General features: G+C 47.9%; 12 protein-coding genes and 1 pseudogene. 8 read left to right on the top strand and 5 right to left on the bottom strand.

All coding sequences use genetic code 11. The annotated features are described in order from the left end of the window. Positions 1-86: 86 nt before the first annotated feature. From ABXS75_07865 to ptb, 4 genes are all read right to left on the bottom strand, one after another. The gene (locus ABXS75_07865; protein XCP86697.1) at positions 87-1,334 is read right to left on the bottom strand and encodes an MFS transporter; all 1,248 of its coding nucleotides are present in this window, start codon (positions 1,332-1,334) and stop codon (positions 87-89) included. 8 nt (positions 1,335-1,342) lie between these two features. Next, positions 1,343-2,134, bottom strand: coding sequence for a zinc dependent phospholipase C family protein (locus tag ABXS75_07870; protein XCP86698.1), 792 nt, complete (start codon positions 2,132-2,134; stop codon positions 1,343-1,345). Positions 2,135-2,306: 172 nt separating this feature from the next. Then, positions 2,307-3,377, bottom strand: a complete 1,071-nt coding sequence (gene buk, locus ABXS75_07875) for a butyrate kinase (protein ID XCP86699.1) — start codon at positions 3,375-3,377, stop codon at positions 2,307-2,309. A gap of 14 nt (positions 3,378-3,391) precedes the next feature. After that, the gene (gene ptb, locus ABXS75_07880; GenBank protein ID XCP86700.1) at positions 3,392-4,303 is read right to left on the bottom strand and encodes a phosphate butyryltransferase; all 912 of its coding nucleotides are present in this window, start codon (positions 4,301-4,303) and stop codon (positions 3,392-3,394) included. Between the two features lie 281 nt (positions 4,304-4,584). Between ptb and ABXS75_07885 the strand changes: the two genes are divergently transcribed. The 6 genes from ABXS75_07885 to ABXS75_07910 all read left to right on the top strand — a co-directional run bounded on the left by ABXS75_07885 (position 4,585) and on the right by ABXS75_07910 (position 10,738). Next, positions 4,585-5,763, top strand: coding sequence for an acetyl-CoA C-acetyltransferase (locus ABXS75_07885; protein ID XCP86701.1), 1,179 nt, complete (start codon positions 4,585-4,587; stop codon positions 5,761-5,763). Between the two features lie 175 nt (positions 5,764-5,938). Continuing rightward, on the top strand, positions 5,939-6,730 hold the full coding sequence (locus ABXS75_07890; GenBank protein XCP86702.1) for an enoyl-CoA hydratase-related protein: 792 nt from the start codon (positions 5,939-5,941) through the stop codon (positions 6,728-6,730). A gap of 33 nt (positions 6,731-6,763) precedes the next feature. Continuing rightward, complete coding sequence (locus ABXS75_07895) at positions 6,764-7,636, top strand: 3-hydroxyacyl-CoA dehydrogenase NAD-binding domain-containing protein (GenBank protein XCP86703.1); 873 nt, start codon at positions 6,764-6,766, stop codon at positions 7,634-7,636. Between the two features lie 83 nt (positions 7,637-7,719). Next, complete coding sequence (locus tag ABXS75_07900) at positions 7,720-8,874, top strand: acyl-CoA dehydrogenase (GenBank protein ID XCP86704.1); 1,155 nt, start codon at positions 7,720-7,722, stop codon at positions 8,872-8,874. Between the two features lie 13 nt (positions 8,875-8,887). Next, positions 8,888-9,670: an electron transfer flavoprotein subunit beta/FixA family protein gene (locus ABXS75_07905; GenBank protein ID XCP86705.1), complete on the top strand. Its 783-nt coding sequence runs from the start codon at positions 8,888-8,890 to the stop codon at positions 9,668-9,670. A 24-nt stretch (positions 9,671-9,694) separates the two neighbouring features. Continuing rightward, positions 9,695-10,738 (top strand): electron transfer flavoprotein subunit alpha/FixB family protein, encoded by a 1,044-nt coding sequence (locus tag ABXS75_07910; protein ID XCP87109.1) that lies wholly within the window; start codon positions 9,695-9,697, stop codon positions 10,736-10,738. Between the two features lie 149 nt (positions 10,739-10,887). Here ABXS75_07910 and ABXS75_07915 read toward each other — a convergent pair whose 3' ends face one another. After that, complete coding sequence (locus ABXS75_07915; GenBank protein ID XCP86706.1) at positions 10,888-11,655, bottom strand: IclR family transcriptional regulator; 768 nt, start codon at positions 11,653-11,655, stop codon at positions 10,888-10,890. Positions 11,656-12,030: 375 nt separating this feature from the next. Here ABXS75_07915 and ABXS75_07920 point away from each other — a divergent pair. Together ABXS75_07920 and ABXS75_07925 are read left to right on the top strand one after the other, a co-directional pair. Beyond that, positions 12,031-12,642, top strand: a pseudogene (locus tag ABXS75_07920) (bifunctional 4-hydroxy-2-oxoglutarate aldolase/2-dehydro-3-deoxy-phosphogluconate aldolase). 32 nt (positions 12,643-12,674) lie between these two features. Further along, complete coding sequence (locus ABXS75_07925; GenBank protein ID XCP86707.1) at positions 12,675-13,700, top strand: sugar kinase; 1,026 nt, start codon at positions 12,675-12,677, stop codon at positions 13,698-13,700. Positions 13,701-13,938 lie beyond the last annotated feature (238 nt).

The raw sequence follows: 13,938 nt of genomic DNA on the forward strand, positions 1-13,938 counted from the left end.
TTATACAATTTTTTTGTGAGTTTTTCCATATTTTTATCTAAAAAAATGGGAAAAATTGAAAAAAATTACAAAAAATCAAGTAAATGCTACTTTCGCTCCCTGTTCAGCCGTGCCGCTTTACCAAACAGCACAAATCCAATGATGAACATCACGGAGATGATGGCGACTCCCGCATTGGCAACTCCGGTGATCTGAGCGACCACGCCGACTAAGGTAGTGCCAAGGAAAGATGCGCCCTTACCGCAGATATCATAGATTCCGAAATATTCCCCGGATTTTTCCGGAGGAATGATCTTGGCAAAATAGGAGCGGGAAAGTGCCTGGATCGCGCCCTGGAACATGCCCACGAGGACGGCGAGCAGCCAGAATTCCCACTGTTTGTCAAGCTGAATGGCAAACAGTGCAATTCCCGTGTAGGCGATGATACAGACCTTGATCAGCGAGTCCGTCTCGTATTTTTTGGAGAACCTGGAAAATGCAAGTGCGCAGGGGAAGGCAACGATCTGCGTCACGAGGAGCGCCAGCAGAAGTCCCTGTGTGTCAAGCCCCAGCGCGCTTCCGTATGCGGTCGCCATTTCAATAATGGTATAAACGCCGTCGATAAAGAAGAAAAATGCCAGCAAGTACATAAAAATATTTTTTTGTCCCCTGATATCCTTAAGTGTTGCGCCCAGGCGGGAGAAACTGCCGCGAATCGGGTGCTTTGGCATTTCCACATAATAGGTCTGCTCGTAATTCTTAAGAAGGGGAATGGTCACGATCAGCCACCACGCCGCGTTCAGGAAAAAGGCGAACATCATAGCCGCAGACATGGTAATGCCGATTTTGTCGTACATCAGAACTCCGATCAGAGAGATGATAAAAGGAACGCAGCTTCCGATATAACCCCAGGCGTAGCCGTGGGAGGAGACCGTGTCCATTTTCTCCGCCGTGGTCACGTCTGTCAGCATAGAATCATAGAATATCAGGCTGGAATTGTAGCCCACCTTGGCAACTACGAATACGGCGAGAAACAGGATCCATGATTTGGGGAAGGACAGGGCGGCACAGCCCAGTACTCCGACCATCATGGAGATGGTGAACAGAGGCTTTTTGAAATTCCGGGTGTCTGCGATCGAGCCGAGCACCGGACCGATGATCGCCACCAGCACGGTGGAAACGGAGGCCGCATATCCCCAATACGCCAGATAATCCACCTCTGAGATTCCGGCGTTTCCTGCGAGGTAATTAAAGTAGATGGGAATGATGGTGGACACCAGCAGAATAAATGCCGAGTTTCCTACATCATAAAGTATCCAGTATTTTTCCAGTTTGGTCAGTTTATTATTCTCCATATCGATCCCTATTCAAACGTGCGGTCAAAGCGCTCGTCCAAATCCTTTCCTGTTTGTAGACTTTCATCAAAGCTGGCTATCATGCGCGCAGCGACCGGCACCGCGTTGACCAGGCGGTCAAAAAGACCGGAGACGGCCTCATCGCATTTATGGTTGTCCTTGCGCTGGAGCATCAGCCCTTTATACGTATCATATTTTCCGACGATTTTCATGGCTGTGTTCAGGAACCATTGCTTCACCGGGCAGGGAGCACGAAAGACCCTGCGGACCAGCTTCATATCCTTGAGGGATCTCTTTACGATTTTGGGGTGAATATCATTGTAAAACGGGCGAATCGCCTCCACGGTATCGTCGTCGGTAGGTATAAGCCGGGCCAAGGGGTAGGAAACGGCGTTCTTGCCATCCATATACAGCAGGAATTTTTCGAATTCTCCCTCGATTTCCAGATGTGCGACCCCGGTTTTCTCCATCATCTCCGCCACATACGGGTGGCATTCGCTGTCTAGAATATAGTGACAGATGAAGCCCAGAAGGTAGGCGTACTGATGGCTGTCGCGCCCGTATTTGGCTGCGACTTTGCGTGCGTGCCTGAAAAAAGGAAGAGCGGATACGTGGTGCAGGTGATTTCCGTAGCGCACCACGCGGTTATCCTTGTAGGCGCGGTAGAAAAAGAAGATATCCGGCCCCTGAAGTCCGATCCTGAATTGCGGATAGTATTTTCTGACGATCTCTTTTAGATCTCCCGTCAGCTGCCGGGCTGTCAAAGCCCCGAAACGGTCATGCGCATATTGTGCTGGCATAAGTGATTCCTCCGTGTTCTGTATAGTATATACTTTTATTTTAAAAGTATATCATGAAAATGTAAATGAGAAATATTAATTTGGGGAAAAGTATGTAAAAAAATACTACCAGCAGTTTTGAGGACTGTTGATAGTATTTATCATATTTCTAAAGAAGTAATTTTATGACAGTTTAGTAGGTCAGTGCCTCTTCCTCCCCGGTCATCACGCGAAGAGCGCCCTGGGTCAGGGCAAGGAGTTCATCTTCACCTGCATATACGGTGATCGGTGCGATAAATCCGACCTTGGCAGTGATTTCCTCCACGACCTTTGCGCCGTATGCGATACCGCCGGTCAGAATGATCTGGTCAACTTTTCCGTCAAGAACAGCAGCCATAGCGCCGATTTCTTTGGATACCTGATAGGTAAAGGCGTGGAATACATTTTCTGCCTCGGCGTTTCCTTCCTCGAAGGCCATCTGTGTCACCTGGCGCATATCGTTGGTGCCAAGGTAAGCGTTCAGGCCGCCCTTTCCGTTGATCTTCTTTAAAATCTCTGCCTGTGTATATTCTCCGGAGAAGCACATTTTCACGAGAGCTCCGACCGGAAGGCTTCCGGAACGCTCCGGTGAGAAAGGACCGTCGCCGTGGAGGCAGTTGTTCACATCTACGACCTTTCCGTATTTGTGTGCGCCGATGGACACGCCGCCGCCCATATGTACGACGATCAGGCGAAGAGAGTTATAGGGGACGCCCTGTTCTTTTGCATAACGTTTTGCCACGGCCTTCTGGTTCAGCGCATGGAAAATGCTGACTCTCGGAAGCTCCGGAAGACCGGAATATCTGGCCACCGGCTCTAATTCGTCAACTACGACCGGGTCTACAATATAGGAAGGAACTCCGATCTCATCTCCAATCTCACGGGCAAGGATACCGCCTAAGTTGGAGGCGTGCTGGCCCTGTTTGCCGATCTTTAAGTCTTCTAAAAGGGCGTCGGATACCGTATAGGTTCCGCCCGGGATCGGCTTTAAGAGGCCGCCGCGCCCTACGACTACGTTTAGGCTTTTGATATCAAAATTGTTGGCGGCCAGAATGTCCACGATCAGTTTTTTACGGAAATCCTTCTGGTCAACGATGGTAGCGTACTGAGAAATCTCCTCCGTAGAATGGCGGAGCGTCTCCTCGAATAACAGGGTCTCATCTTCATAGACGCCGATCTTGGTGGAAGTGGAACCTGGGTTAATGACTAAAATCTTATAGCTCATGGATATGTCCTCCTCTAATCAGTGATGGAACCTGCGATAACAGCCGCAAGCGCGATGGAATTCAGCTTGGTCTCAAAATCATCGGAACGTGAGGTGAGTACCACCGGTGCGCTGGTTCCGACCAGAACGTTGCCGTTCTTTGCCTTTGCGGTTCTTACTACTACTTTATAGGTAATATTTCCTGCATCAATGTTCGGGAACAGAAGAACATCGGCGTGTCCTGCGACCGGATTGTTCACGCCCTTATGTACGGCTGCCTCCGGGTCGATGGCAAGGTCCATGGAAAGCGGACCGTATACTTCACAGCCCGTAAGTTCGCCGTTCTCATACATCTTTGTCAGCGCGTCGGCGTCAACGGTAGGCGGCATTTTCGGGTTCAGATTCTCTACTGCACAAAGAGGCGCTACTTTCGGACACTCGATGCCGCAGGCGTGTGCGACTTCCACGGTGTTGCGGATAATATTTGCCTTCTCCTCCAAAGTCGGGTAAGTATTGAATGCAACGTCGGCAAAGAAGAGGAGACGGTCGATGCCTTCGATCTCAAATACGCATACATGAGACATCATCTTTCCGGTACGAAGTCCCACTTCCTTGTTCAGAACACTCTTAAGGAAGGTCTTGGTCTCGAGAAGTCCCTTGAGAAGAATGTCTGCCTCTCCGTTATGTACCAGCTCGACAGCTTTAAGTGCTGCAGCTTCGGTCTCGGGTTCGTTAATAATACGGTAATCACTTAAGTCCATATTGATGGAAGCAGCGATTTCACGGATCTTCGCCTCGTCGCCTACCAGGATTGCATCGGCGATGCCGCGCTCCTTTGCAGCCTTGACAGCCATGAGCACCGGCTCGTCCTGCGCGTTGGATACGGAGACAGTTTTTAATGCTTTGCCATTTGCTTTGGAAATTAATTCATCAAAACTTTTACTCATTTTCACACCCTCTTGTTATATTTGAATAAATAATTTTTTAACAATCATTAGTTTAGCACTATACTAATAAAAGGTCAATATAAAACCGATTTTGAATCTTTCCTTATTATTATAAAAAGTTTATAAAAGGATTGATAAATATTTGACAAATGCCTTCGGCTGGAGTATAGTAAACCTTAGAGGACGTCATTTATCAGGACGACCTACATATAATCCTAATAGGGAGATAAGCATTAGCATATGACACTTACCAAAACGACATGAAAAAGGAGGAAAAAAAGATGTCAAAGAAAATTGTGTTAGCAGGTGCATGCCGTACAGCAATCGGAAGTATGGGAGGATCACTTAGCACAACTCCGGCTCCGGAAATGGGCGCTATCGTTATCAAAGAAGCTTTGAAGAGAGCAGGAGTTGCTCCGGAGCAGGTAGATCATGTATACATGGGCTGCGTAATCCAGGCAGGTCTCGGACAGAACGTTGCTCGTCAGGCTTCCATCAAGGCAGGTCTTCCGGTCGAGACTCCGGCAGTTACCATTAATGTGGTATGTGGTTCTGGTCTGAACTGCGTGAACATGGCTGCACAGATGATCCAGACTGGGGATGCAGATATCGTTGTAGCAGGTGGTATGGAAAACATGTCAATGGCACCATATGCATTAAAGAATGCTCGTTATGGATATAGAATGGGAAATGCACCGATGGTAGATACCATGGTAAATGATGCACTTTGGGATGTATTCAACGATTACCACATGGGAATCACCGCGGAGAACGTAGCAGAGCAGTGGGGACTTACAAGACAGCAGCTTGACGAATTTTCAGCGGCAAGCCAGCAGAAGGCATGCGCAGCAATCGAATCCGGAAGATTCAAAGACGAGATCGTTCCGGTAGAAGTGAAGAAGAAAAAAGAGACCATCATCTTTGATACAGATGAAGGACCGCGTCCGGGAACGACCGCAGAAGGAATCGCAAGACTTCGCCCGGCGTTCAAGAAAGACGGTATCGTTACAGCAGGTAACGCTTCTTCTATCAATGACGGTGCAGCAGCGATCGTTGTTATGAGCGAGGAGAAAGCAAAAGAACTGGGCGTTACCCCGATGGCAACATGGGTGGCAGGAGCACTCGGCGGAGTAGATCCGTCCATCATGGGTGTAGGACCGGTTGCAGCAACGAAGAAGGTTATGGCTAAGACAGGACTTTCCGTAGCAGATATGGACCTGATCGAGGCAAACGAGGCATTTGCGGCACAGTCTCTGGCAGTAGCCCACGACCTTGAGTTCGATATGAGCAAGGTAAACGTAAACGGCGGCGCTATCGCACTTGGACATCCGGTAGGAGCTTCCGGATGCCGTATCCTTGTAACTCTGCTTCATGAGATGATAAAGAGAGACGCTAAGAAGGGTCTTGCAACTCTGTGCATCGGCGGCGGAATGGGCTGTGCTACCATCGTAGAAAGATAAGCACTTAGTTGCCATGCATACCTGAAATAAGGTCCGGTGGACCTTATTTTGGTGAGGTTTTTGAACTTCTTTGAAAATTTGGTTCCGGTCCTTTGGTGCCGGCAGATTGACTTGTCAGATATCTGCCGGCAGGGAACGGAACGTTTTGCATGTAATTAAAAAGAGGAGAATAACTATGGAATTCATTACATACGAAGTAGAGGGAATGGTTGGAACCATTACCATTAATCGTCCGAAGGCACTCAACGCTCTTAACAGCACCGTGCTGGACGAACTTAACGAGACTTTAGACAGTGTGGACCTTGACGCTGTAAGATGCCTGATCTTAACGGGCGCCGGAGAGAAGTCCTTTGTTGCAGGCGCTGACATCGGCGAGATGAGCACACTGACAAAAGCAGAAGGCGAAGCATTTGGCAAGAAGGGAAATGATGTATTCCGTAAACTGGAAACATTCCCGATTCCGGTGATCGCCGCTGTTAACGGATTTGCACTCGGCGGCGGCTGCGAGATCTCCATGAGCTGTGATATCAGAATCTGTTCAGAAAATGCAGTGTTCGGTCAGCCGGAGGTTGGTCTTGGAATCACGCCGGGATTTGGCGGAACCCAGAGACTTGCGAGAATCGTCGGACCTGGGATGGCAAAACAGATGATCTATACAGCAAGAAATATCAAGGCTGCCGAGGCATACAGAATCGGCCTTGTAAATGCGGTTTACCCGTTTGAAGAGCTGATACCTGCAGCAAAGAAGATGGCAGCAGGAATCGCTATGAATGCTCCGATCGCAGTCAGAAACTGCAAGAAGGCAATTAACGAAGGCCTGGAAGTGAACATGGACGAAGCGATCGTGATCGAGGAGAAGCTTTTCGGTGACTGCTTCGAGACAGAGGACCAGAAGGCAGGAATGGGCAACTTCCTTGAGAAGGACAAAGAGAAGAAATTAAAAGTTGTTCCGTTTAAAAACTGTTAATCATACAAATAAAAAATAATGGAGGTAATTACAATGAAAGTAGGAGTTATTGGTGCAGGAACCATGGGACAGGGCATCGCAAAAGCATTTGCCCAGGTTGAGGGATACGAAGTAGCACTCTGCGATATCAAGCAGGAGTGGGCAGAAGGCGGAAAAGCTAAGATCGCGAAAGGCTATGACAGACTGGTACAGAAGGGTAAGATGACACAGGAAGCTGTAGATGCTATCCTTGCAAAGATCACTCCGGGACTCAAAGAAGATCTCTGCGCAGACTGTGATCTGATCGTTGAGGCTGCTTTCGAGAACATGGAAGTAAAGAAAACAACGTTTGCAGAGCTTGACAAGCTCGTAAAACCGGAATGTGTATTTGCTTCTAACACTTCCAGTCTTTCCATCACTGAGATTGGAAACGGCCTGACCCGTCCGATGATCGGTATGCATTTCTTCAATCCGGCTGACCGTATGAAACTGGTTGAAGTGATCGCAGGCGTAAATACACCGGCTGAGACTGTTGAGACGATCAAGAAGATAGCTGAAGAGATCGGCAAGACTCCGGTACAGGTAAATGAGGCTGCCGGCTTCGTTGTAAACCGTATCCTGATCCCAATGATCAATGAGGCTGCTTTCATCAAGATGGAAGGTGTTTCTGATATCGCAGGTATCGATGCAGCTATGAAGCTGGGTGCAAATCATCCGATGGGACCTCTGGAACTGGGAGATTTCATAGGACTGGACATCTGCCTTGCCATTATGGATGTACTTTACGCAGAGACGGGCGACAGCAAGTACCGTGCATGCCCGCTGATCCGCAAGATGGTTCGCGGCGGCAACCTTGGCGCAAAGAGCGGAAAGGGATTCTATGTATATAACGCAGACCGCACCAAGACACCGGTTGATGCAATGTAGAACTGGCATTTAGATGTTGGGGCCAAAAGACTGTCCTTTTGGCCCGGCATTTGTTTTAGAATATAGTCATGGAGGAAGAATAAATGGATTTCGGATTAGATAAAAAACACGAAATGGCGAGAACTCTTTTCAGAGATTTTGCTGAAGCTGAAGTAAAGCCTTTGGCTCAGGAAACAGATGAAACAGAAGAATTCCCGGCAGTCACAGTAGAAAAAATGGGAAAATACGGATTTATGGGTATCCCGGTACCGAAGGAATACGGCGGACAGGGATGCGATCCGCTTACATATGTAATGTGTGTAGAGGAGCTTTCAAAGGTCTGCGCAACGACAGGCGTTATCGTATCTGCACACACTTCTCTTTGTATCGATCCTATTCTGACCTATGGTACGGAAGAACAGAAGCAGAAATATGTAAGACCGCTTGCTACAGGAGAGAAGCTCGGAGCTTTTGCTCTGACAGAGCCGGGTGCCGGCACGGATGCGCAGGGCGCACAGACAAAGGCAGTTCTCGACGGAGACGAGTGGGTTCTGAACGGATCAAAATGCTTTATCACCAATGGTAAAGTGGCAGATGTTTACATCGTAATTGCGATTACAAGCATCACCGAGGATAAGAGAGGAAGAAAGAAGAAAAACTTCTCCGCATTCATCGTTGAGAAGGGAGCGCCGGGATTCTCCTTCGGAACCAAGGAGAAGAAGATGGGTATCCGCGGTTCCTCTACCTATGAATTGATTTTTGAAGACTGCAGAATTCCGAAGGATGCACTCCTGGGACCGGAAGGAAAAGGTTTCCCGATCGCTATGCATACGCTGGATGGCGGACGTATCGGTATCGCTGCTCAGGCACTTGGTATCGCAGAAGGTGCACTTGACCGTGCGATCGCTTATACAAAAGAAAGAAAACAGTTTGGCCGTACCATCGCCCAGCAGCAGAATACACAGTTTAAGCTGGCTGATATGGCAACCAGAATTGAGGCTGCACAGATGCTGGTTTATAAAGCTGCAAAGGCAAAAGAGACCCAGAAGGTCTACTCTGTTGAGGCTGCAAAGGCAAAACTGTTCGCGGCAGAGACAGCAATGGCTGTTACCACAGAGGTGGTTCAGTTGTTTGGTGGATACGGATATATCCGTGAGTACGATGTAGAGCGTATGATGCGTGATGCTAAGATCACAGAGATCTACGAAGGAACTTCAGAAGTTCAGCGCATGGTTATTTCTGGAAACTTATTGAAATAGGGAGGTACGAATCGTGAAGATAGTTGTTTGTGTAAAACAGGTACCGGATACTAAGGGAGGAGTTCAGTTCAACCCGGACGGTACACTTAACAGAGCTGCAATGCTTGCAATTATGAACCCGGATGACAAGGCAGGCCTGGAGGCAGCGCTTAGATTAAAAGATCAGTATGGAGCAGAAGTGACCGTAGTGACAATGGGACTTCCGAAAGCGGCAGATGTGCTTCGCGAGGCGCTGGCTATGGGCGCAGACAAAGCAATCCTTGTAACAGACAGAGTTCTTGGCGGAGCTGATACCTGGGCAACCTCCAGCACGATCGCAGCGGCGATCCGCAACCTGGAATATGACCTGATCATCACCGGACGTCAGGCAATCGACGGAGATACCGCTCAGGTAGGACCTCAGATTTCCGAGCATCTGGATATTCCGGTTATCTCCTATGCGCAGGATATCAAGATTGACGGCGACAGCGTGATTGTTCAGCGTCAGTTCGAGGACAGATACCACGTACTTAAAGCGAAGATGCCGTGTCTTATCACAGCCCTTTCTGAATTAAATGAGCCACGTTACATGACACCGGGCGGAATTTTCGATGCATGTGACGCAGAGATTACCACATGGGGCAGAGCAGACCTTAAAGACCTTGATGATGCCAATATCGGTCTTGCAGGATCTCCGACAAAGATCGCGAAAGCATCTGACAAAGTAAGAAAAGGTGCCGGAGAGAAGGTTGTACTTGATCCGGAAGAAGCAGTTTCTTACCTCATGGGCAAACTGACAGAGAAACATATCGTTTAATAATAAGGAAAAGTGGTGAATATGATGAATTTAGAAGAATATAAAGGAGTATATGTCTTTGCTGAACAGGTAGACAACAAATTAAGCGGCATCGCATTTGAGTTACTTGGAAAGGCAAAAGACCTTGCAGCAGATTTAGACGCAGAAGTGGCAGCCGTTCTTATTGGCTCCGATGTAATAGGCCTTGCAGATGAGCTGGCAGCTTACGGCGCAGATAAAGTGATCGTAGTAGACGATCCGCAGCTGAAAGAGTACAGAACAGAGCCATACGCACATGCACTGGCTTCTGTGATCAATGAATACAAACCGGAGATCATGCTGGTAGGCGCTACCGCAATCGGACGTGACCTTGGACCGAGAGTATCCGCAAGAGTGGCAACAGGACTTACCGCAGACTGTACACAGCTTGAGATCGGTGATTTTCCGCTTAACCCGGTACCGGGCAAAGAGCAGAAGCACAACCAGCTTCTGATGACCCGTCCTGCATTCGGCGGAAATACCATCGCAACGATCGCGTGTCCGGATAACCGCCCGCAGATGGCGACCGTTCGTCCGGGCGTTATGCAGAAGATCGAGAAGATTGAAGGAGCTAAGGCAAATGTGATCGAATACAATCCGGGATTTGTGCCGAATGATAAATATGTTGAGATCATGGATATTGTCAAATCCGTATCTGAGACAGTTGATATTATGGACGCCAAGATTCTGGTATCCGGCGGACGTGGAGTTGGTTCTCCGGAAAACTTTGCAATGCTTGAAGAACTGGCAGCAGCTCTCGGCGGAGAGGTAAGCTGCTCTCGTGCAGTAGTAGATAACGGCTGGAAGCCGAAGGATCTGCAGGTAGGACAGACTGGAAAGACCGTTCGTCCGCAGGTATACTTCGCAATCGGTATCTCCGGAGCAATCCAGCATGTAGCCGGTATGGAGGAGTCTGATCTGATCATCGCGATCAACAAAGATGAGAGCGCTCCGATCTTTGATGTGGCTGATTACGGTATCGTAGGCGACTTAAACAAGATCGTTCCGGAACTGACCAAGCAGATTAAAGCAGCAGTTGCAGCAAAATAGTTGAGCAGAAGTGTAAAAGGAGGCAGTGGTTCTTGCGAGCTACTGCCTCCTTATTAAATTAGTTGCTAAGTATACCTGAGTGGACGTTCATCTCGGCTGCCAAGCATGCCTAAGTGAATGTCCAGGGGACATTCATCTCGGCGCAAGGTTTAGATACTCTGTCCCATTTCCTGCTGGATACGTTTCTTGGTGTTCAGAATCATGTCGCAAAAAACGGTAAGACGATCATCGCTCATGCGATCCTTGGGAGCGGAGATACTAATGGCATAAGAAGATTTACCACTGAAATTCCTGAGGGAGACGGCAACACATCGAACTCCCAGTTCATTTTCTTCATTGTCAAAAGAGTAGCCGTCTTTACGAATCTGTCTAATTAATTCATAAAACTTATCAAAATCAGTGACCGTGTATTCGGTCTGTTTTTTTATCTCACTTTTTTCCCAGATTTCACGAATTTTTTCATCTGGCATGTCAGCAAGCAGCGCTTTCCCGACCCCGGAACAGTAGAGAGGAATCGTCTTTCCTACCATGGACACCAGACGAACAGAGCTTTGAGAAGATTCTACTTTATCTATATATACAGCGTTCGTGCCGTCAATCTCTACCAGATGAACAGTTTCACCACTTTGTTCGGATAGCGCTTTGATGTAAGGCCGGGCAAAGTCAATGATATTGTTCTGGGCCAGAATCTGGCTGGAAATCCTGCAGAATTTAAAACCAAGGCTATATTTTAAAGTTTCTGGATCTTGTTTTGCGTAATCCATACAGATCAGGGAATTCAGAATCCGATGGACGGTCGTCTTGTTTAGACCTAGTTCCTTGCTCAGTTCCAAAAGACCCATAGGTCCGTATTGGGCGAGGCATTCGATGGTATGGAAAATACGTTCCGATACCTGGATAGGATTTTTTTCTTCCATATAGGGTCACTCCATTTCTTGTACTAGTCGAATTGTAGCACGATTAGGACCCGGAGTAAATAATAAAATGGAAACCTCTTGAAACAATGCTCTGTCCAATATTCCGTCAGTTTGCTTTGCTTGCTCAGAGCCTGATGAGGAATTGATCAGGCACGGAATCAAGGGTAAAAAAACGAAGAAAAACAGTGAGAATTGCTTGACATTAGGTGGGAAAGTAGTATAATCAAAATCAAGAAAGTTCATATTATGAAATTAAATTCCATAATATGAAACAAAGGTAAAACGGCAATCACAAAAAACTGCCGAAGAACAGCTTGGGGTGTAGTACATACAGAGCCAATAGAAATCTAATCACAAAAAAGGAGAGAAGCGAAAATGAATGAAGTATTAGAAAGAATTCAGAAAATCGGTATTGTGCCGGTAGTCGTGCTGAATGATGCAAAGGACGCAGCTCCACTTGCACAGGCATTATGTGAAGGTGGACTTCCATGCGCAGAAGTAACGTTCCGGACAGATGCGGCAGAAGAATCGATCCGCATCATGAGCGAACAATTCCCGGATATGCTTGTTGGGGCGGGAACCGTGCTTACGACGGACCAGGTCGACCGGGCAGTCGCGGCAGGCGCGAAATTTATCGTCAGCCCGGGCCTGAATCCGAAAGTTGTAAAATACTGTGTGGAGAAGGGAATCCTGATCACGCCGGGCTGTACGAACCCGAGCGATATCGAGCAGGCACTGGAATATGGGCTGGAGGTCGTGAAGTTCTTTCCGGCTGAACCGGCGGGCGGCTTAAAGATGATTAAGGCAATGGCGGCTCCGTATGTGGGCGTGAAGTTCATGCCTACAGGCGGGATTAATCAGAACAATGTAAAGGACTACCTTGCATATGACCGCATTCTTGCATGCGGTGGAAGCTGGATGGTGAAGGGGAGTCTGGTGGATGCGGGCGAATTTGACAAGATCAGAGAGCTTGCAAAAGAGGCAGTAGAGATTGTAAAAGAAAGCAGAGGTAAATAAAGATGAGTAAGAAGGTTATCACATTTGGTGAAGTGATGTTAAGACTTGCACCGGAAGGCTATTATCGTTTTGTGCAGGCGGACAAATTGGGAGCAACTTTTGGCGGCGGAGAAGCTAATGTAGCGGTATCTTTGGCAAATTATGGGTTTGATGCGGCGTTTGTCACCAAACTCCCGACCCATGAGATTGGCCAGGCGGCAGTGAATTCGCTGAGAAGATACGGCGTAGATACTTCGCATATTGTACGCGGCGGTGACCGCGTAGGCATTTATTTCCTGGAAAAGGGCGCTTCTCAGAGACCTTCCAAGGTTATTTATGACCGTGCAGGCTCTGCCATCTACACTGCCGTACCGGAAGATTTTAATTGGAAGGAAATTTTTGAAGGAGCCAGGTGGTTCCATTTCACAGGCATTACTCCGGCTCTTAACGATGGAGTTGCCGCAATCTGCCTGGAAGCATGTAAAGTGGCAAAAGAGATGGGCGTAAAAGTTTCCTGCGATCTCAACTACAGAAATAAACTGTGGAGCAAGGCAAAAGCCGGCGAAGTGATGGGCGAGCTTTGCAAATATGTGGATGTCTGCATCGCAAATGAGGAGGACGCAGCAGACGTATTCGGAATTAAAGCGACAGATACCGACGTGACGACGGGCGCTGTAAACCGTGAAGGATATAAAGATGTGGCAAGGCAGCTTGCAGATCGTTTTGGATTCGAGAAGGTGGCGATCACACTTCGTGAGTCCCTTTCAGCAAATGACAACAATTGGTCAGCAATGCTATATGACGGAAAAGATTACTATTTCAGCAAGAAGTATAAGATGCATATCGTAGACCGCGTCGGTGGAGGCGATAGCTTCGGAGGCGGCCTGATCGCGGCATGCCTCAGTGGGTATGACCCACAGGAGACGATTGAATTCGCAGTTGCTGCATCTTGTCTCAAACACTCCATTGAGGGTGATTACAACATGGTATCAATGGACGAGGTTGCCAAATTAGCCGGAGGAGATGCGTCCGGCCGCGTCCAGAGATAATATAAAACCCATTTAATGTCATGACTTGGAAAAGGGACGGTTTTCTTTGGAACCAAAGGGAACGTCCCTTTTCGCATGGAAGAAGAGTTATGGAACCAAAGGGGAGATGAATCGATAGCATTTTAGAAATTGTTCCATACTTTTTCCGCTTCATAACTTGTATCAAACCAAGGAGATGTGTTATACTTTATCAGATAAGTTATGCCAGATGAAGCGTTTCTGAGCCTGGGGGTGAGGC

Source organism: Roseburia hominis (assembly GCA_040702975.1).
GTDB classification, from domain to species: Bacteria; Bacillota; Clostridia; order Lachnospirales; family Lachnospiraceae; genus Allocoprococcus; species Allocoprococcus hominis_A.

What these genes read in the sequence shown, in the direction of transcription:
- ABXS75_07895 (XCP86703.1), top strand. Translation starts at nt 6,764, where the DNA reads ATGAAAGTAGGAGTTATTGGTGCAGGAACCATGGGACAGGGCATCGCA.
- ABXS75_07910 (XCP87109.1), top strand. Translation starts at nt 9,695, where the DNA reads ATGAATTTAGAAGAATATAAAGGAGTATATGTCTTTGCTGAACAGGTA.
- ptb (XCP86700.1), bottom strand. Translation starts at nt 4,303, where the DNA reads ATGAGTAAAAGTTTTGATGAATTAATTTCCAAAGCAAATGGCAAAGCA.
- ABXS75_07900 (XCP86704.1), top strand. Translation starts at nt 7,720, where the DNA reads ATGGATTTCGGATTAGATAAAAAACACGAAATGGCGAGAACTCTTTTC.
- ABXS75_07885 (XCP86701.1), top strand. Translation starts at nt 4,585, where the DNA reads ATGTCAAAGAAAATTGTGTTAGCAGGTGCATGCCGTACAGCAATCGGA.
- ABXS75_07915 (XCP86706.1), bottom strand. Translation starts at nt 11,655, where the DNA reads ATGGAAGAAAAAAATCCTATCCAGGTATCGGAACGTATTTTCCATACC.
- ABXS75_07890 (XCP86702.1), top strand. Translation starts at nt 5,939, where the DNA reads ATGGAATTCATTACATACGAAGTAGAGGGAATGGTTGGAACCATTACC.
- buk (XCP86699.1), bottom strand. Translation starts at nt 3,377, where the DNA reads ATGAGCTATAAGATTTTAGTCATTAACCCAGGTTCCACTTCCACCAAG.
- ABXS75_07925 (XCP86707.1), top strand. Translation starts at nt 12,675, where the DNA reads ATGAGTAAGAAGGTTATCACATTTGGTGAAGTGATGTTAAGACTTGCA.
- ABXS75_07870 (XCP86698.1), bottom strand. Translation starts at nt 2,134, where the DNA reads ATGCCAGCACAATATGCGCATGACCGTTTCGGGGCTTTGACAGCCCGG.
- ABXS75_07865 (XCP86697.1), bottom strand. Translation starts at nt 1,334, where the DNA reads ATGGAGAATAATAAACTGACCAAACTGGAAAAATACTGGATACTTTAT.